We start from the raw sequence: 26,563 nt of genomic DNA, 5'->3' as shown, positions 1-26,563 counted from the left end.
CCGGCGGCCCCCTCGGCCGGGGCGGAGGTGCCGTGCGCCCAATCGGGGCGTCCGCACGGCGCAGTAGGCTTCGCGCGAGAGCCGGAGCCCCTGTACCCATGGGGACACACCAGCCCGAGGAGCGCCCCGACATGAGCCTGACCCTGAGGACCATCAGCCGCGAGCAACATCTGGCCTACATCCAGAGCCTGCCGGCGGCGAGCCACATGCAGGTTCCGGCCTGGGCCGATGTGAAGGCGGAGTGGCGTTCGGAGAACCTCGGCTGGTTCGACGAGCGCACCGGCGAGATGGTCGGCGCGGGTCTGGTCCTCTACCGCCAGCTGCCCAAGATCAAGCGTTACCTCGCCTATCTCCCCGAGGGCCCGGTCATCAACTGGTTCGCGCCGAACCTGGACGACTGGATCCAGCCGATGCTGGCCCACCTCAAGCAACAGGGGGCCTTCTCCGTGAAGATGGGCCCGCCGGTGGTCATCCGCCGCTGGAACGCGGAGACGATCAAGAAGGGCATCCAGAGCCCCGACGTGAAGCGGCTGCGCGACATGGAGGCCGACTTCATCGAGCCGCGCGCCTTCGAGGTGGCCGACAAGCTGCGCCGCATGGGCTGGCAGCAGGGCGAGGACGGCGGCGCCGGGTTCGGTGACGTCCAGCCCCGCTACGTCTTCCAGGTGCCGCTGGCCAACCGCTCCCTGGAAGAGGTCCACAAGAACTTCAACCAGCTGTGGCGCCGCAACATCAAGAAGGCCGAGAAGGCCGGCGTCGAGGTCGTCCAGGGCGGCTACCAGGACCTGCCCGAATGGCAGCGGTTGTACGAGATCACGGCCGTGCGCGACCACTTCCGGCCCCGCCCGCTGTCGTACTTCGAGCGCATGTGGACGGCCCTCAACACCGAGGACCCCAACCGCATGCGGCTGTACTTCGCCCGCCACAACGGTGTGAACCTGTCCGCCGCGACGATGCTGATCGTCGGCGGCCACGTCTGGTACTCCTACGGCGCCTCCGACAACATCGGCCGCGAGGTGCGGCCCTCGAACGCGATGCAGTGGCGCATGCTCCGCGACGCCTACGCACTCGGTGCCACCGTCTACGACCTGCGTGGCATCTCCGATTCGCTGGATGAGAGCGACCACCTGTTCGGCTTGATCCAGTTCAAGGTCGGCACCGGCGGACAGGCCGCCGAATACCTGGGCGAATGGGACTTCCCACTCAACAAGCTGCTCCACAAGGCACTCGACATCTACATGTCGCGACGTTGAGCACCAGGCGTTCGATCACCACAGCCTTCGCGGCTCCCACCCCTCCGACACTCCGCAGCAACGAGAAAGGTCCCTGGTCCGGCCATGGCGCTCACGCTCTACGTCGACACCGCGCGCTGGCGGGCGCACCACAAGCACGTGCAGGAGCAGTTCCCGGGACTCGTCCCGGTCTGCAAGGGCAACGGTTACGGCTTCGGACACGAACGGCTGGCGGAGGAGGCCACGCGGCTGGGCGCGGACGTCCTCGCCGTCGGCACCACGTACGAGGCCGCGCGCATCAAGGACTTCTTCGGCGGTGACCTGCTGGTGCTGACGCCGTACCGGCGCGGCGAGGAACCCGTGCCGCTGCCGGACCGGGTGATCCGCTCGGTGTCGTCGATCGACGGCGTCTACGGCCTGGTGGGCGCCCGCGTGGTCATCGAGGTCATGTCCTCGATGAAGCGGCACGGCATCAGCGAGCAGGACCTGCCGCAGTTGCACCAGGCCATAGAGAACGTCCGGCTGGAGGGCTTCGCCATCCACCTGCCGCTGGACCGCACCGACGGCTCGGACGCGGTCGAGGAGGTCATCGGCTGGATGGACCGGCTGCGCGCGGCCCGGCTGCCGCTGCACACCATGTTCGTCAGCCACCTCAAGGCCGACGAGCTCGCCCGGCTCCAGCAGCAGTTCCCGCAGACCCGGTTCCGCGCCCGCATCGGCACGCGACTGTGGCTGGGCGACCACGAGGCCACCGAGTACCGCGGCGCCGTCCTGGACGTGACGCGTGTGGCGAAGGGCGACCGCTTCGGTTACCGCCAGCAGAAGGCGGCCTCGGACGGCTTCCTGGTGGTCGTGGCGGGCGGTACGTCGCACGGGGTGGGCCTGGAGGCACCGAAAGCCCTGCACGGCGTCATGCCGCGCGCCAAGGGCGTCGCACGGGCCGGCCTCGCCACGGTGAACCGCAACCTCTCGCCGTTCGTCTGGGGCGGCAAGCAGCGCTGGTTCGCCGAGCCGCCGCACATGCAGGTGTCGATCCTGTTCGTCCCCTCGGACGCCCCCGAGCCGAAGGTCGGTGACGAGTTGGTGGCACACCTGCGGCACACCACGACGCAGTTCAACCGGCTCATGGACCGCTGAGCGGGGAGCACGACAGCCGAAAGGCCGTACGCGGGCATTCCGCGTACGGCCTTTCCGGCTTCTCCGCCATCTTCACGAACGGCCGAAGCCGCGTTCGCTCAGAGCGAACCATCCCGGCGGGGCGCCGCTTCCTGCCGGCCCCGGTCCACCGAGGGCGCGTCGGCAATGACGGCCTGCTGCGGGGAGCGGGCCGCCGGGCCGAGCACGAAGACGTCCTCGGCACCGTCGAGCACCCCGCCGGAGGGGTCGTCGTCACCCGACCGGCGCACCACGTCCCGATCGGGCACGAGGACGTCCCGCACGACGAGGGCGCACAGGTACAGCGTGCCCAGCAGGTGCACCGCGATCGCCCAGTGGTACCCCTGTGTGGGCAGGCCCTTGTGGGCGTCGCCGCTCGTCGTGTAGGCGAGGTACATCCAGATACCCAGGAAGTACACCACCTCGCAGGCCTGCCAGATCAGGAAGTCACGCCACTTGGGCCGGGCCAGGACTGCTAGAGGAACCAGCCACAGGACGTACTGCGGGGAGTAGACCTTGTTGGTGAGGATGAAGGCGGCGACCATCAGGAAGGCGAGCTGGGCGAAGCGCGGCCGGCGCGGGGCCGTCAAGGTCAGCGCCGCGACGACGAGGAAGCACAGCACCACCAGGACGGTGGCCGAGGTGTTCACGAGATCGGTGGTGGGCGGGTCGCTGGAGTTCTGCGCCCAGATCAGCCAGAAGGAGCCGAAGTCGACGCCCCGGTCGTGGCTGAACGCATAGAACTTGGACCAGCCCTGGAAGGCGAACAGCATCACCGGCAGGTTCACCACGAGCCAGGAGGCCACCGCGCCGACGGCGGCCTGGAAGAACTCCCGCCACCTCCCGGCCCGCCAGCACAACACGAGCAGCGGGCCGAGCAGGAGGACGGGATAGAGCTTGGCGGCCGTGGCAAGCCCCAGGAGAATCCCGAACGCGAGGGGCCGGCCCCGTGACCACATCAGCATCGCGGCGGCCGTGAGGGCCACGGCCAGCAGGTCCCAGTTGATGGTGGCGGTGAGGGCGAAGGCGGGCGCCAGGGCCACCAGCAGGCCGTCCCACGGACGCCGTCGGTGGGTGCGGGACACACAGACGGCGATGACGGCCGCGCACACCATCAGCATCCCGGCATTGACGAACCAGTACCACTGCTCCTGGTGCTGGATGGTGCCGCTGTGCGGGGTCAGCCAGCTGGCCACCTCCATGAACATCCCGGTCAGCACCGGGTACTCGAGGTAGTCCATGTCACCCGAGAGCTTGTCGAAGTACGGCACCAGCCCGTCGGAGAAACCGCGCCCCTGGTACAGGTGCGGGATGTCCGAGTAGCAGGTGTGCGTGTACTGCGAGCTGGCGCCGAAGAACCAGGCGCTGTGGTAACAGGGCGCCTTCTGCACGAGACCGAGGGCGAACATGCCGATCGCCACGAGCGTGATGATCCGCACGGGGGTCCACCACGGTGTTCCGGCCAGGGCATACCGCCCGAGGGGACCGCCGATCAGCTCACTCGCGGACGCGGCGACCTCGTCCTCCCGGGTCGGCCGCACCGGCTCCGGTTTGTGCGCGCCCGCGGGCGTCGTCTGTGCACTGGGCATGGGCCACATCCTGCCGTACCCGCCTGGGAACACGCTGAGGGCCGCCGCACCTCGCGGGTGCGGCGGCCCATGTTTCACGTGAAACACGCTTGGTGGCCGAAATGACCACCAACCGGTCAGACCGGCGAATCAGCCGTTCTGGCCTCCGAAGAAGCCCCCGTTGCCATTGCCCCGGGTGTTGCCCGGTTCCGTCGACTCCGAAGTTGTCGGCGTGGGCGTCATCCCTCCGCCCGTGCCGCCCGTGTCCGTCCCTCCGACGTCGTTGCAGTTGTCGACCCTCCCGAGCTGGCAGGACTCACTGACCGACGGCGACGGGGAAGCGGATGTCCTGCTCGGCGTCGGGCTCGGCGATTCGCTCGGCCTCTCGCTGGGCGTGACCGACGGAACGGGCGGGGGGCTCGGCGCGGCGTTGATGACCCTACCGATGGGTTCTGGAGTCGGGAACTTCACGGCCGGCTCGTTCTTCAGGGCCTGAGCCATGTAGTCGTGCCAGATCTGAGCCGGGAACGAGGCGCCGTGGATCTTCTCCTGGCCACCCGTCCCGTACATTTCCAGGAATTTCCGATTCTTGTTGTTCGCGTTGTCGTCCAGCCGGAACATGCTGATCGCGGTGGACAGCTGGGGGGTGTAGCCCACGAACCAGGCCGACTTGTTGCCGTCGGTGGTACCGGTCTTGCCCGCCACCTCACGGCCGGGAAGCTGGGCGTTGGTGCCCGTGCCCTTCTCGACCACCGTCTTCAGGACGTCGGTGACGTTGTCCGCGACCGCTGCGCTGAAGGCCGTACCGCTCTGCGCCTTGTGCTTGTAGACCTGGCCGTCCTTGTCCTCGACCGACTCGACCGAGTACGGGTCGTTCTGCTCGCCGCTGGCAGCGAAGGTGCCGTACGCGCCGGCCATACGGATGGCGCTGGGGTCGGAGGTGCCGATCGAGAACGACGGGTAGCTGGCGCTCGCCAGGCTGCCCTCCAGGAGTCCCGCGTCCAGCGCCGTCTCCTTGACCTTGTCCAGCCCCACGTCCATGCCGAGCTGGACGTACGCGGAGTTCACCGACAGGCGCATGGCCTCGCGCAGGTCGATGTCGTAGTCGGGCGGGGTGCCGACGGACTCGTTGCCGTCGTTGGTCTGCAGCCACTCCTTGCCGTTCTTGTCCGTCCAGACCGACCCGTTGTACTCCTTGATCTTGAGCTTGTTCTGGCCGCTGTACAGGCTCTTCGGTGAGGCGATGGTGCGCTCGTCCTGCGCCTGGGACGGCGGGCCGTCCGGATTGCGCACACCCCACTTCATTGCCGCCGCCAGCACGAACGGCTTGAACGTCGATCCCACCTGTGCACCGGTGGAGTCGGCGTTGTCGGTGAAGTGCTTGGTCGCGTCCTCACCGCCGTAGATGGCCCTGATGGCGCCCGACGAGGGGTCCACGGAAGCACCGCCGAACTGCACGTACGTGTCGGTCTTCGGCCGCTGCTTGGGCTTGATGTTCGCCTTCTCGACGTTCTTGACCGCGGTCTCTAGTTCACCGACCTTCTTCTTGTCGAAGGTGGTGCGGATCCGGTAGCCGCCGTGCTGCAGCTTGTCGGCGGTGATCCCGGTCTTGTCGCTGTTGTTGACCAGGTAGGACTTGGCGAGGTCGACCAGGTAGCCGATCTGGCCGCTCAGCCGGCTGTTCGACCTCGGGTTCTGCCACTTGGGCAGGGTGGTGTACTTCGCCCGCTCCGCAGCGCTCAGGTGGCCGTACTCGACCATCTTGTCGAGGGTGTCCTGCATCTGTGCCAGGGCGCGCCTCTGGTTGCCCTGGGAGGTGGCGGCCGGGTCGAGCGAGGTCGCACCCGCCGGGTCGTAGTACGTGGCGCCCTTCAGCATGGCCGAGAGGAAGGCGCACTCGCCCGGGTTGAGGTCCTTGGCGTCCTTGTTGAAGTAGGCGCGCGAGGCGGCCTGCAGACCGTAGGCGCCGCGGCCGAAGTACGCCGAGTTCAGGTAGCCGGCCATGATCTTGTTCTTGGGGACCTGGGCGCCGACCTTGATCGCGACGAAGATCTCCTTGAACTTGCGGGAGATGGTCTGCGACTGGTCGTCCAGCATGGCGTTCTTGACGTACTGCTGGGTGATCGTCGAGCCGCCCTGCGTCTGGCCGCCCCGGGCCATGTTGAGGACGGCGCGCGCGATGCCCTTCGGATCGATGCCGCTGTCGGTCTCGAAGGTCTTGTTCTCCTGGGAGATGACGGCGAACCGCATCTCCTTGGGAATGTCCGCGTAATTGATGATCTGGCGGTTTATCTCCCCACCGGTGGCAACCATCACCGACCCGTCGGACCAGTAGAAGACGTTGTTCTGGGCCTGCGCGGTCTTGGCCACGTCGGGCACGCTCACCATCGCGTAGCCGATGCCCGCCACCGCCACCAGCCCCCCGAGGAAACCGATGAACACGCCGGCCACGAGCTTCCACGACGGCATCCAGCGCTGCCAGCCGTACTTGTCCGCACGCGGGTAGTCGATGATCCGCTTCTTCGCGGGAGGACCCGGTCGACCCCTGCCCCGTCCGGAGCCGTTCGGGCCGCCGCGCCGCGCCGGGTCGGCCGCCTTGCGCCGGCCGCCGCCCCGCTGTGCCGCGCGGCGGGCCTCGGCGCGGCCGCCGTAGGGACGCTCTTCACCTCCCGGGCCGTAGGAGTCCGGTCCGGGGGACGCCGACCCGTAGGAGTCGGCGGAGGACCCGGTGGCGCCTCGCGGTGCCGCACGGCGGCCGGGGGGCGGACCGGACTGGCCGCGTCGGGCCGCGGCACGTCCGCCCTCCTGCGGCTGCGGCGGTTTGCGACGGTGCTCGCTCATCGAACGGTTACTCCTCGGGCAGGCGCACCCGTGCGCGCCTGGAAACGGCGGCTGGTTTCCGGTCCCCCCGAAGTACGGATGCGGTCGGTCCCGCATTCACCCGTACCGCGCCACGAACGAGGACGTCCCCGCGTGGCACGTGGTTCCCGGTGGTGTGCATGCCGCACAGACTACGCACCGCCAAAACCCGCCGAGCCCCGAAGTTCACCCCAAAACAGGCAACTTGCCTCCTACGAATCAGTGATGTGATCCCGTTCACCACCTCCCCCCTTGTCCCGTACGGAAGGCCGTTCTATCGTCTGGATGTATCGAGTCGATACATCAGCACGAGATAAAGACGCGGTGGACCGAAGGGGGGCGATCATGAGCCGGCGTTCCGGCATCCTTGAGTTCGCCGTACTCGGCCTGCTGCGCGAGTCCCCGATGCACGGCTACGAGCTGCGCAAACGGCTCAACACGTCCCTGGGTGTGTTCCGGGCCTTCAGTTACGGAACCCTGTACCCCTGCCTCAAGACGCTGCTCGCCAACGGCTGGTTGATCGAGGAACCGGGAAGTACCCACGAGGACGCACTGGCCGCTCCCCTCGCCGGACGCCGCGCGAAGATCGTCTACCGGTTGACGGCGGAAGGTAAGGAACACTTCGAGGAGCTGCTCTCCCAGACCGGCCCCGACGCGTACGAGGACGAGCACTTCGCCGCACGTTTCGCCTTCTTCGGGCAGACGTCGCGCGATGTGCGCATGCGCGTGCTGGAGGGCCGGCGCAGTCGCCTGGAGGAGCGCCTGGAGAAGATGCGCGCCTCCCTGACGCGCACCAGGGAGCGCCTCGACGACTACACGCTTGAGCTCCAGCGCCACGGAATGGAATCCGTGGAGCGCGAAGTGCGCTGGCTGAACGAGCTCATCGAGAGCGAGCGGGCCGGGCGGGACCTGAGGGGTTCCGCATCCGGGGGGTCCGCTCAGCAGGACACCACATCTGGATCGACGGGCGGCCTGCCCCGTGCCGGAGACATCTCCGGCACGGATACGCCCGGCGACACCGCCACGTGAGACCCAGTCGGGGCCTCACTCGTACACACAGGGAGCAACCGGAATGGGTTCGGTTCGCGTAGCCGTCGTCGGCGTGGGCAACTGCGCCGCGTCGCTGGTGCAGGGAGTCGAGTACTACAAGGACGCCGACCCGGCGTCGAAGGTCCCCGGCCTGATGCACGTGCAGTTCGGTGACTACCACGTGCGTGACGTCGAGTTCGTCGCCGCCTTCGACGTGGACGCCAAGAAGGTCGGACTCGACCTCGCGGACGCGATCGGCGCCTCCGAGAACAACACCATCAAGATCTGCGACGTGCCCCGCACCGGGGTCACCGTCCAGCGCGGCCACACCCTCGACGGCCTCGGCAAGTACTACCGCGCCACCATCGAGGAGTCCGATGCCGAGCCGGTCGACATCGTCCAGATCCTGAAGGACAAGCAGGTCGACGTCCTGGTCTGCTACCTGCCCGTCGGTTCCGAGGACGCGGCGAAGTTCTACGCCCAGTGCGCCATCGACGCCAAGGTCGCCTTCGTCAACGCCCTTCCCGTGTTCATCGCGGGCACCAAGGAGTGGGCCGACAAGTTCACCGAGGCCGGCGTGCCGATCGTCGGTGACGACATCAAGTCCCAGGTCGGCGCCACCATCACGCACCGCGTCATGGCGAAGCTGTTCGAGGACCGCGGTGTCATCCTGGACCGCACCATGCAGCTGAACGTCGGCGGCAACATGGACTTCAAGAACATGCTCGAGCGCGAGCGCCTGGAGTCCAAGAAGATCTCCAAGACGCAGGCCGTCACCTCCCAGATCCCGGACCGGGACCTCGGCGAGAAGAACGTCCACATCGGCCCGTCCGACTACGTCGCCTGGCTGGACGACCGCAAGTGGGCGTACGTCCGCCTCGAGGGCCGCGCCTTCGGTGACGTCCCGCTGAACCTGGAGTACAAGCTCGAGGTCTGGGACTCCCCGAACTCCGCCGGCGTCATCATCGACGCCCTGCGCGCCGCCAAGATCGCCAAGGACCGCGGCATCGGCGGACCGATCCTGTCGGCGTCCTCGTACTTCATGAAGTCCCCGCCGGTGCAGTACTTCGACGACCAGGCCCGTGAGAACGTCGAGAAGTTCATCCGCGGCGAAGTCGATCACTGAGTCGGCACCCCTCGACGCGGTGACGCGGCGTCGAGCAGGTTGGTAGAACGCTCCTGCCAGGGCTGAGAGGGTCCCCGGGTTCCCGAACCGGGGACCCTTCCGCATATGTGTGAGGCTGTGCCCCATGCCCGTCGTCCGTGACCTGCGCGTCCTGTTGTGTCTGCGGGACTTCCGGCGCCTGCTGTCCGTCCGTCTCCTCTCCCAGGGCGCCGACGGCGTCTACCAGGTCGCACTCGCCGCATACGTCGTCTTCTCCCCGGAGAAGCAGACCTCGGCCACCGCCATCGCCTCGGCGATGGCGGTCCTGCTGCTCCCCTACTCGCTGGTGGGCCCCTTCGCGGGTGTCCTCCTCGACCGCTGGCGGCGCCGCCAGGTCTTCGTGTACGGCAACCTGCTGCGCGCCCTGCTGGCCGCGGCCACCGCCGTGCTGATGATCGGCCGGGTCCCGGACTGGCTTTTCTACGTTTCGGCGCTGTGCGTCACGGCCGTCAACCGGTTCGTCCTCGCAGGTCTGTCCGCCGCCCTGCCGCGTGTGGTCGACGGCGACCGCCTGGTTCTGGCGAACTCCCTCTCACCGACGGCCGGGACACTCGCCGCGACCATCGGCGGCGGTCTGGCCTTCGTCGTCCGCCTCGCGGCATCCGGCTCCGACGCCGCAGTAGTGCTACTGGGCGCCCTGCTGTATCTGTTCGCGAGCCTGGCCTCGCTGCGCATGGCCCCCGCGCTGCTCGGTCCCGACGGGGAACCGGCACGGCCGCGTCTGCGGACCGCGCTCGCGGACACGGCCCACGACCTGCTCGCGGCCGTCCGGCACCTGGCCTCGCGGCGGCGCAGGAAGGCGGCCTGGGCACTTACGGCGATGACCGTGATGCGCTTCTGCTACGGCGCGCTGCTCGTCCTACTGCTCATGCTGTGTCGGTACGCCCTGTCCGCGTCGCCCGACGACGGACTCCGACTACTGGGGCTGGCGCTGGCAGTGTCCGGTGCGGGCTTCTTCACCGCAGCCCTGGTGACACCCTGGGCCGCCGGGCGGCTCGGACCCGGACGCTGGATCGCGGCATGCGCCGGCGCGGCCGCAGTGCTGGTGCCCGCACTGGGGCTGCCGTTCACCACCGCTCCTCTGCTGGCCGTCGCCTTCGTCCTGGGCCTGGTCACCCAGGGAGCGAAGATCGCCACGGACACGGTCGTCCAGACGTCGGTTCGACGACGGCTTCCGCGGCCGGGTCTTCTCCGTGTACGACGTGCTCTTCAACGTGGCCTTCGTCGCCGCTGCGGGTGCCGCTGCCCTCGTACTTCCGGAGGACGGCCGCTCGGTACCGCTGGTGGTGCTCGTCGCCCTGCTCTACGGCGGGGTCGCTGCAGCGACGGCACGCTTCAAGGGGTGGCAGAACAGGGGAAAGGGCGATGTTTCACGTGAAACATCGCCCCTCGACTGACCGGGCCGGGATGTGTTTCACGTGAAACACATCCCGGCTCCACGGCATCAGCCCTGCTCAGCCCACCACTTCTTGAGGGCTGCCACCGCCTCGTCATGCTCCATCGGGCCGTTCTCCAGCCGCAGCTCCAGCATGTGCTTGTACGCCTTGCCGACGGCCGGGCCGGGACCGACACCCAGAATCTCCATGATCTGGTTGCCGTCCAGGTCCGGGCGGATCGCGCCCAACTCCTCCTGCTCCTGGAGCTGGGCGATGCGCTCCTCCAGGCCGTCGTAGGCCCGGGACAGGGCGATCGCCTTGCGCTTGTTCCGCGTCGTGCAGTCGGAACGGGTCAGCTTGTGCAACCGGCCCAGGAGCGGTCCCGCGTCACGGACATAACGGCGGACCGCGGAGTCCGTCCACTCCCCGGTGCCGTAGCCGTGGAAGCGCAGGTGGAGTTCGACGAGCCGTGAGACGTCCTTCACCAGCTCGTTGGAGTACTTCAGGGCCGTCATGCGCTTCTTGGTCAGCTTCGCACCGACCACTTCATGGTGATGGAAGGAGACCCGGCCGTCCTTCTCGAAGCGGCGCGTGCGCGGCTTGCCGATGTCGTGAAGCAGCGCGGCCAGGCGCAGTGCCAGATCCGGACCGTCCTGCTCCAGGGCGATCGCCTGTTCCAGCACGATCAACGTGTGCTCGTAGACGTCCTTGTGCCGGTGGTGCTCGTCGCTCTCCAACCGCAGGGCGGGCAGCTCGGGCAGGACCCGATCGGCCAGCCCGGCGTCGACCAGCAGAGCCAGCCCCTTGCGCGGGTGCGCGGAGAGGATCAGCTTGTTCAGCTCGTCCCGGACCCGTTCCGCGGAGACGATCTCGATCCGCCCGGCCATCTCCGTCATCGCGGTGACGACCTCGGGGGCGATCTCGAAGTCCAGCTGAGCGGCGAACCGGGCGGCCCGCATCATCCGCAGCGGATCGTCCGAGAACGACTCCTCGGGCGTGCCGGGAGTGCGCAGCACCCGGGCCGCGAGGTCCTTGAGACCGCCGTACGGATCGATGAACTCCTTCTCCGGCAGTGCCACGGCCATCGCATTGACCGTGAAGTCGCGGCGGACCAGGTCTTCCTCGATGGAGTCGCCGTACGAGACCTCCGGCTTGCGCGAGGTGCGGTCGTACGCCTCCGACCGGTAAGTGGTGATCTCGATCTGGAAGTGGCCCTCGGTGTCCCCGACCCGGACGCTCTTCTGCACACCGACCGTGCCGAAGGCGATCCCCACCTCCCAGACGGCGTCCGCCCAGGGCCGCACGATCCTCAGTACGTCCTCGGGGCGGGCGTCGGTGGTGAAGTCCAGGTCGTTGCCCAGCCGGCCGAGCAGCGCGTCGCGGACCGAGCCGCCCACCAGGGCGAGCGAGAACCCGGCCTCCTGGAAACGGCGGGCGAGGTCGTCGGCGACGGGGGCCACCCGCAGCAGCTCGCTCACCGCGCGCTGCTGCGCCTGGCTCAGGGCAGAGGGAGTGTCTTCATTGGCGTTCGGCACAACAAAAGAGGGTACGTGGCCCGGACGGTCGGGGACGCCTGGCCGGAGCGCGCGAACACCCCTCGCCATACCCGCACAGGCACCGCTCTTGCGGCATAACGTCATTCTTCTCGCGATACTGGATACAGAGGACGTGTGCCTGCGGCTCCCCGATCTTGCGGAGCAGACCGCGGCACTTCCCCTCCGCGAGCATCGTTACCATGCGTGGACGCACATTCCGACGACCACTGACGACGAGGGACGGGCGAGCGCGTGGCCGAGGCGGCTGACTTCCAGGGGACCAGTGCCTCACCTGCCCGCCGGTGGTTGCGGCACACCGGAGCACTGCTCGCCGGAGCACCTCTGCTGGCCGGACTTCTGCAGTTGCCCGCCGCAGCGCCCGCGCAGGCCGCCTCCCCGGGCGCCGTGTCCGTCTCCCTGGACTCGCTCAGCCCCAGCGCCCCCACGGACGGGGACACGCTGACCGTGTCCGGCACGGTGACCAACAACGGCAAGCAGGCCGTCACCGGTGCGCACGTGGGCCTGCACACGGGCCCCCTGCTGAACACCCGCTCGGCGATCGACGACGTCGCCCGGCACGCCGACGACCTGCAGACCGGCACCGGCTCCGAGGTCGGCGGGAAGTACGTCGAGAAGTTCGCGAAGCTGACCCCGGGCGTCGCCGAGCACTTCAGCATCTCCGTCCCGGTGGACCGGCTCGACCTGGGCCGGGACGGCGTCTACGAGTTCGACGTCGCCCTCTCCGGCCGGACCTCCGCCCGGCCCTGGGAGCAGACGCTGGGCATCCAGCGGACGTTCCTTCCCTGGCAGCCGTCCGAGGCCGGCACCCGGACGAGGACGACCTTTCTGTGGCCGCTGCTCTCCACGGCCCACATGACGGCCAGGACGGGCGCCGGTGAACTGCAGACGCCCGTCTTCCTCGACGACGACCTTGCCGAGGAGATCGCACCGGGGGGCCGCCTGGCGCAGATGGTGGACCTGGGCAAGGACCTCGACGTCACCTGGGTGATCGATCCCGACCTGCTGGCCTCGGTCGACGCGATGGCGGACAGCTACCGGCTGCAGGGCGACGGCGACACCACCACGGCCGGCACCCACCGGGCGGTCGCCCAGCGGTGGCTCGCCGACCTGCAGAAGGCGGTGACCGGCAAGGAGGTGGTCGCGCTGCCCTACGCCGACCCCGACCTGGCCTCGCTGGCGCACAGCGGCACCAGCGTCACCGGCTCGCTCAGTCACCTCAAGGACGCCACCGACGTCGCCGCCACCACCGTCGAGACCGTGCTGCACGTCACGCCCAGCACCGAGTTCGCCTGGCCGGTGGAGGGCGCCGTGGACCCCTCGATCATCAAGGTCGCCACCTCGGCCGGCGCCGACCGGATCATCGCCCGCAGTGACAGCATGGAGGAGTCCGCCGGACTGTCCTACACCCCCTCCGCCGCCCGCCCGATCGGCGGCGGCACGACCGCGGTGGTCGCCGACGCACGGCTGTCGAGGGCGTTCGAGGGCGACCTGACCGGGGCGCACTCGGCCACGCTCGCCGTGCAGCGGTTCCTGGCCCAGAGCCTGGAGGTGAACGCCCAGACCGACAAGCAGCGCAGCATCGTCGTGGCTCCGCAGCGCATGCCCTCGGCGAACCAGGCCCAGGCGATGGCCGCAGCACTCAGAGCACTGCAGGGCGGGACCTGGTCGCAGGCGCAGGGCCTGGGCGCGGCGGCCGCGGCCAAGCCCGACCCGAGCGCCTCCACCCGCGTCCCCCCGACGTCCGCGTATCCCTCCTCACTGCGCAGGCGGGAGCTGCCCCGGTCGGCCTTCGAGCAGATCGCACGCACGCAGGACAAGCTCGACAACTTCCAGGTGGTCCTCAGCGACCGGTCGCGCGTGGTCACCCCGTTCGGGCGGGCCATAGACCGTGAGATGTCCACGTCCTGGCGGGGCCGGAGCACCGAGGCGGACGCTTTCCGCAGCGGTGTCGAGTCCTGGCTCGACGACCTCACCGACCAGGTCAAGCTGATCGACAAGTCCGAGACGAAGCTCTCCGGACGCAGTGCCACGATCCCGGTGACCGTCCAGAACAACCTCGTCCAGCCGGTCGGCCACCTGGTCCTGCGGCTCACCTCCACGATGCCGACCCGTTTGAAGATCGGCGGCAGGCCCTATGCGGAGCAGCGCGTCGACGTCTCCGGCGGACACAGCCAGTCCGTGAAGTTCACCACCTCGGCCAACGCCAACGGCCGGGTCACGGTCATCGCCCGGCTCTACACCGAGGACGGCCAGGAGTACGGCGACCCCGTCAGCTTCGACGTGAAGGTCACCGAGGTCACACCCACGGTCATGCTGGTCATCGGCGGCGGTGTGCTGCTCCTGGTCCTCGCCGGCTTCCGGATGTACACCCAGCGCAAGCGCGCGGCCGCCCGCCAGGCCGAGGACGGCGGCCCGGCCCCGGCGGGGGACGACGACGGTGACGGACCAGGGAACCCGGACACCTCCGGGGACCGTCTCACGGAGAAGTCCCGTGTCCCGGCGGGAGAGGATGAGCCGGAGCAGCTGAGTGACCCGGCACCGGACACCGCACCGGAAAGCGCCGACCCGTCCGGGACGGGTGAGAGAGTGGACCGTTGAGCGATGTCGTGGCCGGTGTGGCCCGGGACGATGAGGTGGGGTAACCATGAACGCGCCGTACGACGGTGACCGCGGCCAGGGCGCGGCCGGCCCGGGTTACCCCGGGTCCCCGCACGAGCCCGGCCAGGTGCCGCCGCAGCACGCGGCGGACAGGTACCTCCAGGACGCCTACGACCAGGACCCCTACCGGGCGCGGGACCTCGCCGCCCAGGACCCGGTCGCCGAGGCGCTCTACGACCGTGCCGCGCACCCGCCGCCGCCCCCCGGCACGCACGAGCATCCGCTGTACGGCCCGCCGGCCCAGTCCCCCTACGCGCCCGACCCGCAGGTGTGGGCGCAGACGCCGGCACCGGAGCCGGACGGCGCGACACCGTACCTGCCGTACGGCGACGATCCCCGCTCGACCCGGTTCGTGGGCGTGGACGACCTGGTCACACACTCCGGCGAGGAGTACCACGAGCCGGACGCGTTCGCGCACCTCTTCCGGGACCAGCAGCAGGGCGGCGGGGCCATGGAGCCCCCCGGTGCGGCCGTGGCGGAGGCCGGGCAGGGGCCCGCGGGACCGTACCCGGCGCCGTCCCCGGCCCACGGCCCGCAGTACCCGAACCACCCCACCGGGACCCCGTACCGGGGCACCGCCCCCGCTGGGAACCCGCCGCGGACTGCCGTGCCGGCCACGGCCTCCGGCCCGTCCGGTCCCGCCGGGAAGCCCGCGCCCGCGGCGGCCCCGGCCGCGAAGAAGGGCGGACGCGCCTCCGGGCTGCTGAAGTCCAGCGCGGTGATGGCCGCGGGCACGATGGTCTCCCGTCTCACCGGCTTCGTCCGCTCCGCGCTGATCGTCTCGGCGCTGGGCCTCGGCGTCCTCGGCGACTCCTTCCAGGTCGCCTACCAGTTGCCGACGATGATCTACATCCTCACCGTCGGCGGTGGACTCAACTCCGTCTTCGTGCCCCAGCTGGTGCGGGCCATGAAGGAGGACGAGGACGGCGGCGAGGCCTTCGCCAACCGCCTGCTGACCGTCGTGATGGTGGCTCTGGCCGCGCTCACCGGGCTCGCCATGTTCGGGGCACCGCTGCTGGTCCGCCTGCTGTCGAACTCGGTCGCCACCAACCCGGCGGCCAACGACGTGGCGGTCACGTTCACCCGCTACTTCCTGCCCTCGATCTTCTTCATGGGCATCCACGTGGTGATGGGTCAGATCCTCAACGCGCGCGGCAAGTTCGGCGCGATGATGTGGACCCCGGTGCTGAACAACATCGTCATCATCGTGACGCTCGGGATGTTCATCTACGTCTACGGCGCCGCCGCCGACTCCCACATGACCGTCACGAACATCCCCCCGCAGGGTCAGCGGCTGCTCGGCGCCGGTGTGCTGCTCGGTCTGGTCGTACAGGCCCTGGCGATGATCCCGTACCTGCGCGAGACGGGTTTCCGGATCCGGCTGCGCTTCGACTGGAGGGGCCACGGCCTGGGCAAGGCCGCGATGCTCGCCAAGTGGACGGTCCTGTTCGTCCTCGCCAACCAGGCCGGCGCGATGATCGTCACCCAGCTGTCCACCGCCGCCGGCAAGGACTCGGACGTCGCGGGCACCGGTTTCGCGGCCTACGCCAACGCCCAGCTGATCTGGGGTCTGCCGCAGGCCATCGTGACGGTGTCCCTGATGGCCGCCCTGCTGCCGCGCATCTCGCGCTCGGCGGCCGAGGGCGACGGCGGGGCCGTCCGGGACGACATCTCCCAGGGCCTGAGGACCACGGCGGTCGCCATCGTGCCCATCGCCTTCGGATTCGTCTCGCTCGGCATCCCGATGTGCACGCTGATCTTCGGTTCCTCGGGCACCAGCGAGGCCACCAACATGGGTTACATGCTGATGGCCTTCGGCCTCGGCCTGATCCCGTACTCGGTGCAGTACGTCGTCCTGCGCGCCTTCTACGCCTACGAGGACACCCGCACCCCCTTCTACAACACCGTCATCGTGGCGGTGGTGAACGCGGGCGCCTCGGTGCTCTGCTACTTCCTGCTGCCGTCCCGCTGGGCGGTCGCGGGCATGGCCGCCTCGTACGGCCTCGCCTACGCCATCGGTGTGGGCGTCGCCTGGCGCAGGCTGCGCAAGCGGCTCGGCGGTGACCTGGACGGAGCGCGGGTGCTGCGGACCTACGCCCGGCTGGGCATCGCCTCGGTTCCCGCGGCCCTGCTCAGCGGTGCGGCCTGCTACGGCATCGGACACGTCCTCGGCCAGGGGGTGGTGGGCTCCTTCGCGGCACTGATCGCCGGCGGCGTCGTCCTTCTGGGCGTCTTCTTCGTCGCCGCCCGCCGCATGCGGATCGAGGAGCTCAACTCACTCGTGGGAATGGTGCGCGGGCGTCTGGGCCGCTGAGGCGGGGGTAGGCGCACAACCATCGTCCGCCGCCGCGTGTCGTGCATGGCGGCAGACTGTGGGCACAATTGGTTTCGGCGTCGGACAGTGTGCAACGGATGGGGAGGCAGGGACGACGGTGGCGGAACGGAGCACGGCTGCCGTCGACGTGGCAGACAACAGCGGTGATCAACCGCTGACCGCGGCGGCGGACCAGTCCACGGCCGACGGCGTGGCCCAGAACCCGGAGCGGAACACGGACGGCGACGAGGCGCAGGGGAGCACGGGCACCGGGGGCCCCGGGAAGAAGGCCTCGGCGCCCGAACTGCACAGTGGCCACAAGCTCGCCAGACGCTACCGGCTGGAGGAGTGCGTCACCCGTCTGGACGGGTTCAGCAGTTGGCGTGCGGTCGACGAGAAACTCCGTCGCGCCGTCGGCGTCCACATCCTGCCCGCGGAGCACGTGCGGGCCCGTTCCGTCCTTGCCGCAGCCCGTTCGTCCGCGCTGCTCGGCGACCCGCGCTTCGTCCAGGTCCTCGACGCCGTCGAGGAGAACGACCTCGTGTACGTCGTGCACGAATGGCTGCCCGACGCCACCGAACTGACCGCGTTGCTCGCGGCCGGTCCGCTGGAGCCCCACGACGCCTACCAAATGGTCAGTCAGATCGCCTCCGCCATGGCCGCCGCGCACCGCGAAGGCCTCGCCCATCTGCGATTGAACCCGAGCGCCGTCCTGCGCACCTCCACCGGGCAATGGCGCATCCGGGGCCTCGCCGTGAACGCCGCGCTGCGCGGGATCAGCTCCGACACCCCCCAGCGCACCGACACCGAGTCCATCGGCGCCCTGCTCTACGCGGCACTGACCCAGCGCTGGCCGTACGAGAACGACGCCCACGGCCTGTCCGGACTGCCCAAGGACATCGGTCTGATCGCGCCGGACCAGGTGCGGGCCGGTGTCCACCGCGGCCTGTCCGAACTCGCCATGCGGGCCCTGGTCAACGACGGCGCGACCGCCTCCCGGCACGAGGCGCCGTGCACCACGCCTGAGGAGCTGGTGAAGGCGATCGGCGAGATGCCCCGCATCCGCCCGCCGGAGCCGGCGTTCACGGCCCCGCCGGAGTACCAGCGCACGACGTACCAACAGGGCTCCTACGGCCGTCCGGCCCCGCGCCCGGGTTCCCCCCAGCCGATCGTGCCCCCTCCGCCCCCGTTGCAGAGCCGCACCGGCAAGGCCCTGAAGTGGGCCGTCTCGGCCCTGCTCATCGCCGCGCTCGGGCTCGGCAGCTGGCAGTTGGCGGACGCTCTGATGGACCGGGGCGGCAACTCCGACGACACCGACAAGGTGCAGACGACGGACGGGGGCGACAAGAGTCCGACGAAACTGACGTCCGGCAGGCCCGTCCCCATCCAGGGTGCCCGCGACTTCGACCCGTTCGGTACGGACCAGTCCGAGAAGCCGCGCGACATAGGGAAGGTCTACGACAACAGCACGGCCACCTACTGGCAGACGGACTTCTACCTGAGCCCGGACTTCGGCCGCCTGAAGTCGGGCGTCGGTGTCATCCTCGACCTGGGCAAGGTCCAGCGGGTCGGGAAGGCGACCGTCACCTTCGTGGGGGAAACCTCGGTGGAGCTGCGGGCCGCCGCGGCGGACGCGGGCTCGGAGCCGACGACTTTCGACGCCTACGGCAAGGCGGCCGGCGGCTCGGGCACGACGGTGGTGCTCCGGCCCGGCAAGTCCCTCAGGACCCGGTACCTCCTGGTGTGGCTGACCAAGCTGCCCGCGGACAACGAGGGTCACTGGCGGGGCAGGGTGGCGGACATCAAGGTGACCAGCTGAGGTCTCCACCGGGGAGGGACGGATGGCTGAGGGCGCCGGATACGACGGAGTGAGCGATCAGGACCTGCTCACCCGCCATGTCGAAGGCGACCCCGATGCCTTCGGTGAGATCGTGCGGCGGCACCGGGACCGGCTCTGGGCCGTCGCGCTGCGGACGCTGGGGGACCGCGAGGAGGCCGCTGACGCGGTGCAGGACGCTCTGGTGTCCGCCTACCGGGCCGCCCGTACCTTCCGGGGTCAGTCGGCCGTCACGACGTGGTTGCATCGGATCACGGTGAACGCCTGCCTGGACCGCGCCCGCAAGGCCGCGTCGAGGAAGACCGCTCCGGTCGACGATCCCGAGCGGCTGGAACAGTTGCTGGACCCCCATGAGTCGGCCTCCGCACCGGCGGAGCGGAACGACCTGCACCGCCAGCTCCTGGAGGCGTTGGGCACCCTTCCGCCCGAGCAGCGCGCGGCCCTGGTCCTCGTGGACATGCAGGGATACCCCGTGGCGGAGGCCGCTCGAATCCTCGACGTGCCTGTCGGTACCGTCAAGAGCCGGTGCGCCCGGGGACGGACCAGACTGGTCCCGCTGCTGACCCATCTGCGACCCGGAACCACCGGTGGCGAGAAAGAACCCGGCCGGGCACGGAACCGGGCACCGGGAGCGTCCGTCCCACCTTCGACCGGGTCCCCGGGCGGGGTCTGCGGAGACACGGGGCCGAGCGATTCAGCCGTAGTGAAGGGCGGAGGTGGGCGAGCGTGACTTCCACATCGGACACGGCCGGGCATCCGGACGTCATGGAGATCTCCGACCTCACCGAGGGGCTCCTTCCCCCGGCCCGGAGCGCGGAGGTCCGGCGCCACCTTGACGCCTGCGAGCTGTGCGCGGATGCCCACGCCTCGCTGGAGGAGATCCGGAATCTCCTGGGAACGGTGCCGGGTCCTCCCCGCATGCCGGTGGATGTCGCGGGCCGTATCGACACCGCCCTCGCCGCTGAAGCGCTGCTGAGTGCCACCGCCCCCGCGGGCGACGACGGGCCGGTCCGGGCCGGGGCACCGGGCGAGCCGACCGGGACGAGCACCGAGCGGCATGTTTCACGTGAAACATCGATTTCGGCGGACCGTCCCGCCGGGCGCCCGCGGACGGCCACCGGCCCCGGACGCAAGAATCACGGCCGCAGCCGACGCAAGAGGATCGCCGCCCTGGGAGCCGTCCTCACAGCCGCCCTCCTCGGAGCCGGTTCGCTTCTCCTCCAGTCCCTGGGAAGCGGCACCTCCGATACAACGGCTCACGGCAGGCCGTCGGCGTCGGCCGCCGGCTTTTCCGGAGCGAGCGTGCAGAGCCAGGTGACGGATCTGCTCGCCACCAAGAAGAGCCTGCCGCGCGAATCCGGGCAACACCCCCGGGGCACCGGATCCGACGAGGACACCCCCACGGCAACCCAGAGCGCGAACACCCTGCTTGAGACCGAAGTGCCGGTTCCCGACTGCGTCCGGCAGGCGCTCGCCTCCCACAGCAGCGTCCTCGGCGCCAAGCCCGGGACCTACGCCGGGAAGACCGCCTATCTCGTCGTGGTGCCCAATGCCGAGGACGGCTCCCGCGTCACCGCCTACGTCATCGATGCCTCTTGCGTCCGTCAGCAGACCACACCCACGGGCAAGGTTCTACTGAAGCAGTCCCTCGTCCGTCCTTGAAGCGAGCGAGGTTCGTCCCGACCCTGGCGGTCATCCATACGGCGAGCGATCCTCGTGTGCCCGGGCACACCGGGAATGCGCGCCCCGTAGGATCCGTTGGGTGGGGTGAGAGTTCTGAAAGGCGCTCCCACCGGTCGACTGACACAGACCAGAGACGAGGAATCAAGCCGTGAGCGACGTCCGTAACGTGATCATCATCGGTTCAGGGCCCGCAGGCTACACGGCGGCGCTCTACACCGCGCGCGCGTCGCTGAAGCCCCTGGTGTTCGAAGGCGCCGTCACCGCCGGCGGTGCGCTCATGAACACCACCGAGGTGGAGAATTTCCCTGGCTTCCGCGACGGCATCATGGGTCCCGACCTGATGGACAACATGCGGGCCCAGGCCGAGCGCTTCGGTGCCGAACTGATCCCGGACGACATCGTCTCCGTCGACCTGACCGGTGAGATCAAGACCGTCACCGACACCGCGGGCGCGGTGCACCGGGCGAAGGCCGTCATCATCACCACCGGTTCGCAGCACCGCAAGCTCGGACTGCCCAACGAGGACGCCCTCTCCGGCCGTGGTGTCTCCTGGTGTGCCACCTGTGACGGCTTCTTCTTCAAGGACCAGGACATCGCCGTGATCGGCGGTGGCGACACCGCGATGGAGGAAGCCACCTTCCTCTCCCGGTTCGCCAAGTCGGTGACGATCGTCCACCGCCGTGACACTCTGCGCGCCTCCAAGGCGATGCAGGAGCGCGCGTTCGGCGACTCGAAGATCAAGTTCGTCTGGGACAGCGAGGTCGCCGAAATCCAGGGCGACCAGAAGCTCTCCGGTCTGAAGCTGCGCAACATCAAGACCGGTGAGCTGTCGGATCTGCCCGTGACGGGTCTGTTCATCGCGATCGGCCACGACCCGCGCACCGAGCTCTTCAAGGGTCAGCTGGACCTGGACGAGGAGGGGTACCTGAAGGTCGCCTCGCCGTCCACGCGCACCAACGTCACCGGCGTCTTCGCCGCCGGTGACGTGGTCGACCACACCTACCGTCAGGCGATCACCGCGGCCGGCACCGGCTGCTCCGCCGCCCTCGACGCCGAGCGCTTCCTCGCCGCCCTCGCGGACGAGGACAAGGCCGAACCCGAGAAGACGGCCGTCTGACCCTCCCTTTCCTCCCCACCGTACGATCAAGTTAAGGAGCCCTCAGTGGCCGGCACCCTGAAGAAAGTGACCGACGACTCCTTCGAGCAGGACGTCCTCAAGAGCGACAAGCCCGTCCTGGTGGACTTCTGGGCCGAGTGGTGCGGTCCCTGCCGCCAGATCGCCCCGTCCCTCGAGGCGATCGCCGCCGAGCACGGTGACAAGATCGAGATCGTGAAGCTCAACATCGACGAGAACCCGGGTACGGCCGCCAAGTATGGCGTCATGTCCATCCCCACCCTGAACGTCTACCAGGGCGGCGAGGTCGTCAAGACGATCGTGGGCGCCAAGCCGAAGGCGGCTCTCGTGCGCGACCTCGGTGACTTCATCGCCGAGTGACGTTTCACGTGAAACAAGAAGGGGCCGACCCGGGAGGGTCGGCCCCTTCTTCCATGACCTCTGGCTGAAGCCGGCCACCACGGCTGGCACCGGTTGCTACAACGGCCGCAGCGCCGGCTCCTTCTGGACGGCTCCCAGGAGCCGGTCGAGAGCCATTTCCACGTCTTCCTTCCAGGAGAGCGTCGAGCGCAGCTCCAGCCTCAGACGGGGGTGCGTCGGGTGCTGACGCATCGTCTTGAAGCCCACGGCCAAGAGGTGGTCGGCCGGCAGCAGGCAGGCGGGTTCCTGCCAGCGCGCATCGCCGAACGCCTCGATCGCCTTGAACCCCCGGCGCAACAGGTCCTTGGCCACCGTCTGCACCATCACGCGACCCAGTCCCTGTCCCTGATAGCCGGGCATGATGAACGCCGTGATGAGCTGGACGGCATCGGGGGAGACGGGACTCGTGGGGAACGCCGCCGAGCGGGGTACGTAAGCCGGTGGCGCGTAGAGCACGAAGCCGACCGGGACGTCATCGACGTAGACCACCCGGCCGCACGATCCCCAGTCCAGCAGGACGGCGGAGATCCAGGCCTCCTTCTCCGACGTGGAGGTGCCCCCCTTCACCGCGGCCTCGCCGCTCACGGGGTCCAGCTCCCAGAAGACGCAGGAGCGGCAGCGCTGGGGGAGATCTTGCAGGTTGTCCAGCGTGAGCGGTACGAGCCGACGCCCCATGAAGGCTGTTCCTCGCTTCCTTCGCTCGCCGCAGCACGAGCGGCTGCTCTTCCCTTCGCATCGTATCCACGATGCGATTGCCCTGACACCGCCACACAGCAAAGAGCGGACCGCGAGCCGGTATGCACCGGACGCGATCCGCACCCTGCGGCTTCTGACGACCCCGACCGTGGCGGGAGCTCCCGAAGGTCAGTCGTCCTGGTCCCCGGAGCCGCCCTCCTGAGCGCTCTGCAGGACCGGACCCTCCTCCGGGGCGAGAGTGCCCAGGATCCGCTCCAGGTCCTCCATGGAGGCGAACTCGACGGTGATCTTGCCCTTCTTCTGTCCCAGGTCGACCTTGACCCGGGTCTCGAAGCGGTCGGACAGACGGGTCGCCAGTTCACTCAGGGCGGGAGAGAGCCGGGCACCGGCCCGCGGCCCCTTGACACGCTGTGTGGCCTGGGGACGCGAGCCCATCAGGGTCACGATCTCCTCGACGGCCCGCACCGAGAGGCCCTCGGCCACGATGCGATGAGCCAACCGGTCCTGTTCCTCCGAGTCATCAACGGACAGCAGGGCACGCGCGTGTCCTGCGGAGAGGACGCCCGCGGCGACCCTGCGCTGGACGGCCGGCGAAAGCTTCAGCAGCCGCAGGGTGTTGGAGACCTGCGGACGGGAGCGCCCGATGCGGTCGGCCAGCTGGTCGTGCGTGCAGTTGAAGTCCTTCAGGAGCTGGTCGTAGGCGGCTGCTTCTTCCAGTGGGTTCAACTGTGCACGGTGCAGGTTCTCCAGCAGGGCGTCCAGGAGGAGCTTCTCGTCCTCCGTGGCCCGGACGATCGCCGGGATGGCGTCGAGTCCGGCCTCGCGACAGGCGCGCCAGCGACGCTCCCCCATGATCAGCTCGTAGCGGGCGGGGCCCATCTGCCGTACAACCACGGGCTGGAGAAGGCCGACCTCCTTGATGGAGGTGACCAGCTCATGGAGGGCGTCCTCGTCGAAGACCTCGCGCGGCTGGCGCGGGTTCGGCGTGATGGAGTCGAGGGGGAGCTCGGCGAAGTGAGCGCCCACCGGGGGCACGGGCACCTCCGCCGGACTCGTCGAGGGCTCCTCGGCTTCCGGAGGCACGGGAGGCAGCGTGGCGACCTTGGCCGCGGCCACACCGCGGTCGGCCGTCAGTACCGGCACCGCCCCGGGAGAGGCGGATCCCCCTCCCACGATCGTGGTCGCAGCCGGGGCCTTCTCGGTCGGGGCAGCGGGAATCAGCGCGCCGAGGCCACGGCCCAACCCCCTCCGTCGCTCACTCACTGGATCCCCTCCACCATGCTCGGGTTGTTCTGGACACCGCTGTGGGCCTGGCTCGGGTCGTAGCTGACACCGACCCCCCTCAGCGCGATTTCTCGGGCCGCCTCAAGATAGGACAGGGCACCGCTCGATCCCGGATCGTAGGTCAGCACCGTCTGCCCGTAGCTCGGCGCCTCGGAGATGCGGACCGAGCGGGGAATGCTCGTCCGCAGCACCTCGTCGCCGAAGTGGCTGCGCACCTCTTCCGCGACCTGGGACGCCAGTCGCGTCCGGCCGTCGTACATGGTGAGCAGGATCGTCGATACATGCAGGGCGGGGTTGAGGTGCCCCCGCACCAGGTCGACGTTGCGCAGCAGCTGACCCAGGCCTTCCAGCGCGTAGTACTCGCACTGGATGGGGATGAGGACCTCCTGGCCCGCGACCATCGCGTTGACCGTCAGCAGCCCCAGGGAGGGCGGGCAGTCGATGAGGATGTAGTCCAACGGCTGCTCGTACGCCTGGATCGCCCGCTGCAGCCGGCTCTCGCGGGCCACCAGTGACACCAGCTCGATCTCCGCACCGGCGAGATCGATGGTGGCGGGGGCACAGAAAAGGCCTTCGACATCCGGGACCGGCTGGACGACCTCGGAGAGGGGCCGACTCTCCACCAACACGTCATAGATGGAAGGCACCTCGGCGTGGTGATCAATGCCCAGCGCCGTGGAGGCGTTGCCCTGCGGATCGAGGTCGATGACCAGGACCCGGGCGCCGTGCAGAGCGAGCGAAGCGGCCAGGTTGACGGTCGTCGTCGTCTTGCCCACACCGCCCTTCTGATTGGCGACCACGATCACCCGGGTCTGCTCCGGCCGCGGCAGACCGTCGTCGGCGCGCCCCAGAGCCTCCAGCGCCAGTTGGGCAGCATGACCGATGGGAGTGTCGTCCATCGGAGGCGGTGTTTCACGTGAAACATCCGCCCTCATCGACTCGGCACGGGGACCGGGGACCGGATCGGTCATCGGTCCCGCGATGTTGGCGTCGGACCGCAAGGATTCACTCTCCTCGACTTCAGGCTCGCAATGAACAGAGCCTCCCATGCCTTCGGGGTCGTGAACCAGTGAGGCCTGGTGTTCTGTGGAGAAACCCACCTCTGTGGGCAACTCCGGAACCTTCGCGAGTGAACCGAGAGGCTTTCGGTCGCGGGGTTCGGCCGCACGGCGACCGCGACTGATGATGCCGTGCAACAGTGAGCGATGTTTCACGTGAAACACGATGCACAGCATCGGCGGCCGAACCCCCACGACACTCCGTTACCGTCGCCTGCGGACCCGTCCCGTGCGAGCGGCCTTGGCCCGTTTGGCCGCGAACCGTACACCGCCCGGACTTTCCCCCACCTCGACGCGCACCACCGTCGACAGGGGGTCCACGACCCCTTCACCGACGTGCAGGATGGACGTCGACACCGCACCGAGCTTGGAGAGCGCGGCGGTCGCCGCCTTCAGTTCCTCCTCGGCCGTGTCCCCCTTGAGTGCGAGCATTTCACCGTAGGGGCGCAGCAAGGGGATGCCCCACGTGGCCAGGCGGTCGAGCGGGGCCACGGCGCGAGCGGTCACCACGTGGACCGGTGGCAGCTTGCCCATCACCTCCTCGGCCCGCCCCCGCGCCACGGTGACGTGATCGAGCCCCAGCAGTTCGACGACCTCGGTGAGGAAGTTCGTACGGCGCAGCAGCGGCTCCAGCAGAGTGATGTTCAGGTCCTCCCGGACCAGAGCCAGGGGGATACCGGGCAGGCCGGCACCCGAGCCGACGTCGCACACCGTCACGCCCTCGGGAACGGCCTCGGAGAGCACCGCACAGTTGAGCAGGTGCCGCTCCCACAGGCGGGGCACTTCGCGCGGGCCGATCAGGCCCCGCTGCACGCCTGCCTCGGCGAGCAGCTCCGCATAGCGGACCGCATCGGCGAAGCGATCGCCGAATACTTCCCGCGCCTGCTCGGGTGCGGGGGAAGCTCCGCTGCCTCCGTCACGGGGACCGTCCTTCCGTACAGCGCCGGTGCTCCATGCACCGGCCACCAGAACTACCAGGCTGACAAAGATCGGCCCCGTCTGCGCTGCGGGCAGACGGGGCCGGGGCGAGAGGACCGGATCAGGCGGGCAGCACGACGACGAACCGCTGCGGCTCCTCGCCCTCGGACTCGCTGCGCAGGCCCGCGCCCTTGACCGCGTCGTGCACGACCTTGCGCTCGAACGGGGTCATCGGCTGGAGGCGGACCGGCTCGCCCGTGCTCTTGACCTCGGCGGCGGCATTGGCGCCCAGCTCGGACAGTTCGGCGCGCTTCTTGGACCGGTAGCCCGCGATGTCCAGCATCAGTCGGCTGCGGTCACCGGTCTCCCGGTGCACGGCAAGACGCGTCAGCTCCTGGAGCGCCTCCAGCACCTCGCCATCCCGGCCGACCAGCTTCTGCAGGTCGCGGCTATCGGTGTCGCTGATGATCGACACGGAGGCCCGGTCGGCCTCGACGTCCATGTCGATGTCGCCGTCGAGGTCGGCGATGTCCAGCAGACCCTCCAGGTAGTCCGCAGCGATCTCACCCTCCTGCTCCAGGCGGGTCAGGGTGTCTGCACCCTCGGCAGCGGCAGAGGTGGTGCCTTCCGTCACGGGATGG

18 protein-coding genes and 2 pseudogenes are annotated in these 26,563 nt (G+C 69.2%); 12 read left to right on the top strand and 8 right to left on the bottom strand.

Features of this window, described 5'->3' with window-relative positions:
• Positions 1 to 131: 131 nt before the first annotated feature.
• Positions 132 to 1,253 (top strand): peptidoglycan bridge formation glycyltransferase FemX, encoded by a 1,122-nt coding sequence (gene femX, locus QQY24_RS16150; protein WP_301973388.1) that lies wholly within the window; start codon positions 132 to 134, stop codon positions 1,251 to 1,253.
• 84 nt (positions 1,254 to 1,337) lie between these two features.
• Positions 1,338 to 2,369 carry an alanine racemase gene (locus QQY24_RS16145; RefSeq protein ID WP_301973387.1) on the top strand — a complete coding sequence of 344 codons (1,032 nt, stop codon included), beginning with the start codon at positions 1,338 to 1,340 and terminating at the stop codon, positions 2,367 to 2,369.
• Positions 2,370 to 2,467: 98 nt separating this feature from the next.
• On the opposite strand, the gene QQY24_RS16140 is transcribed toward QQY24_RS16145, so the two are convergent.
• On the bottom strand, positions 2,468 to 3,976 hold the full coding sequence (locus tag QQY24_RS16140) for a glycosyltransferase family 87 protein (protein ID WP_301973386.1): 1,509 nt from the start codon (positions 3,974 to 3,976) through the stop codon (positions 2,468 to 2,470).
• A gap of 129 nt (positions 3,977 to 4,105) precedes the next feature.
• Positions 4,106 to 6,796, bottom strand: coding sequence for a transglycosylase domain-containing protein (locus QQY24_RS16135; RefSeq protein ID WP_301973385.1), 2,691 nt, complete (start codon positions 6,794 to 6,796; stop codon positions 4,106 to 4,108).
• Positions 6,797 to 7,159: 363 nt separating this feature from the next.
• Between QQY24_RS16135 and QQY24_RS16130 the strand changes: the two genes are divergently transcribed.
• The 3 genes and pseudogenes from QQY24_RS16130 to QQY24_RS16120 all read left to right on the top strand — a co-directional run bounded on the left by QQY24_RS16130 (position 7,160) and on the right by QQY24_RS16120 (position 10,405).
• Positions 7,160 to 7,843: a PadR family transcriptional regulator gene (locus QQY24_RS16130; protein WP_301973384.1), complete on the top strand. Its 684-nt coding sequence runs from the start codon at positions 7,160 to 7,162 to the stop codon at positions 7,841 to 7,843.
• A 43-nt stretch (positions 7,844 to 7,886) separates the two neighbouring features.
• The gene (locus QQY24_RS16125; RefSeq protein WP_301973383.1) at positions 7,887 to 8,969 is read left to right on the top strand and encodes an inositol-3-phosphate synthase; all 1,083 of its coding nucleotides are present in this window, start codon (positions 7,887 to 7,889) and stop codon (positions 8,967 to 8,969) included.
• A 124-nt stretch (positions 8,970 to 9,093) separates the two neighbouring features.
• Positions 9,094 to 10,405: pseudogene (locus QQY24_RS16120) on the top strand (MFS transporter).
• 47 nt (positions 10,406 to 10,452) lie between these two features.
• Here the strand turns inward: QQY24_RS16120 and QQY24_RS16115 are convergent.
• Positions 10,453 to 11,919 carry a CCA tRNA nucleotidyltransferase gene (locus QQY24_RS16115; RefSeq protein WP_301973382.1) on the bottom strand — a complete coding sequence of 489 codons (1,467 nt, stop codon included), beginning with the start codon at positions 11,917 to 11,919 and terminating at the stop codon, positions 10,453 to 10,455.
• Between the two features lie 252 nt (positions 11,920 to 12,171).
• Between QQY24_RS16115 and QQY24_RS16110 the strand changes: the two genes are divergently transcribed.
• The 7 genes from QQY24_RS16110 to trxA all read left to right on the top strand — a co-directional run bounded on the left by QQY24_RS16110 (position 12,172) and on the right by trxA (position 21,927).
• Entirely contained in the window at positions 12,172 to 14,538 is a 2,367-nt protein-coding gene (locus QQY24_RS16110; protein WP_301973381.1) for a DUF6049 family protein, read from the top strand.
• Between the two features lie 46 nt (positions 14,539 to 14,584).
• Positions 14,585 to 16,912 (top strand): murein biosynthesis integral membrane protein MurJ, encoded by a 2,328-nt coding sequence (gene murJ, locus QQY24_RS16105; protein WP_301973380.1) that lies wholly within the window; start codon positions 14,585 to 14,587, stop codon positions 16,910 to 16,912.
• A gap of 118 nt (positions 16,913 to 17,030) precedes the next feature.
• The gene (locus QQY24_RS16100) at positions 17,031 to 18,731 is read left to right on the top strand and encodes a protein kinase family protein (protein WP_301973379.1); all 1,701 of its coding nucleotides are present in this window, start codon (positions 17,031 to 17,033) and stop codon (positions 18,729 to 18,731) included.
• Between the two features lie 22 nt (positions 18,732 to 18,753).
• Positions 18,754 to 19,479 carry an RNA polymerase sigma factor SigM gene (gene sigM, locus QQY24_RS16095; RefSeq protein ID WP_301973378.1) on the top strand — a complete coding sequence of 242 codons (726 nt, stop codon included), beginning with the start codon at positions 18,754 to 18,756 and terminating at the stop codon, positions 19,477 to 19,479.
• On the top strand, positions 19,476 to 20,411 hold the full coding sequence (locus tag QQY24_RS16090; RefSeq protein WP_301973377.1) for an anti-sigma factor: 936 nt from the start codon (positions 19,476 to 19,478) through the stop codon (positions 20,409 to 20,411). Before sigM ends, QQY24_RS16090 begins: the two co-directional genes overlap by 4 nt.
• 169 nt (positions 20,412 to 20,580) lie before the next feature.
• A complete protein-coding gene (gene trxB / locus QQY24_RS16085; protein WP_301973376.1) occupies positions 20,581 to 21,549 on the top strand; it encodes a thioredoxin-disulfide reductase in 969 nt (322 codons plus the stop codon).
• A gap of 45 nt (positions 21,550 to 21,594) precedes the next feature.
• Positions 21,595 to 21,927: a thioredoxin gene (gene trxA, locus QQY24_RS16080; protein WP_301973375.1), complete on the top strand. Its 333-nt coding sequence runs from the start codon at positions 21,595 to 21,597 to the stop codon at positions 21,925 to 21,927.
• A 96-nt stretch (positions 21,928 to 22,023) separates the two neighbouring features.
• Here trxA and QQY24_RS16075 read toward each other — a convergent pair whose 3' ends face one another.
• The 5 genes and pseudogenes from QQY24_RS16075 to QQY24_RS16055 form a co-directional block, all read right to left on the bottom strand.
• Positions 22,024 to 22,641, bottom strand: a complete 618-nt coding sequence (locus tag QQY24_RS16075; protein WP_301973374.1) for a GNAT family N-acetyltransferase — start codon at positions 22,639 to 22,641, stop codon at positions 22,024 to 22,026.
• Positions 22,642 to 22,830: 189 nt separating this feature from the next.
• Positions 22,831 to 23,925 carry a ParB/RepB/Spo0J family partition protein gene (locus tag QQY24_RS16070; protein WP_301973373.1) on the bottom strand — a complete coding sequence of 365 codons (1,095 nt, stop codon included), beginning with the start codon at positions 23,923 to 23,925 and terminating at the stop codon, positions 22,831 to 22,833.
• On the bottom strand, positions 23,922 to 24,995 hold the full coding sequence (locus QQY24_RS16065) for a ParA family protein (RefSeq protein ID WP_301976264.1): 1,074 nt from the start codon (positions 24,993 to 24,995) through the stop codon (positions 23,922 to 23,924). Before QQY24_RS16065 ends, QQY24_RS16070 begins: the two co-directional genes overlap by 4 nt.
• Positions 24,996 to 25,208: 213 nt before the next feature.
• Positions 25,209 to 25,924: pseudogene (gene rsmG, locus QQY24_RS16060) on the bottom strand (16S rRNA (guanine(527)-N(7))-methyltransferase RsmG).
• Between the two features lie 119 nt (positions 25,925 to 26,043).
• Positions 26,044 to 26,556 carry a R3H domain-containing nucleic acid-binding protein gene (locus QQY24_RS16055; RefSeq protein ID WP_301973372.1) on the bottom strand — a complete coding sequence of 171 codons (513 nt, stop codon included), beginning with the start codon at positions 26,554 to 26,556 and terminating at the stop codon, positions 26,044 to 26,046.
• Between the last annotated feature and the right edge of the window lie 7 nt (positions 26,557 to 26,563).

The organism is Streptomyces sp. TG1A-8, from assembly GCF_030499535.1.
GTDB lineage: Bacteria > Actinomycetota > Actinomycetes > Streptomycetales > Streptomycetaceae > Streptomyces.
The sequence above is the reverse complement of the archived record's forward strand: the minus strand, read 5'-3'. Positions and strand labels throughout refer to the sequence as shown.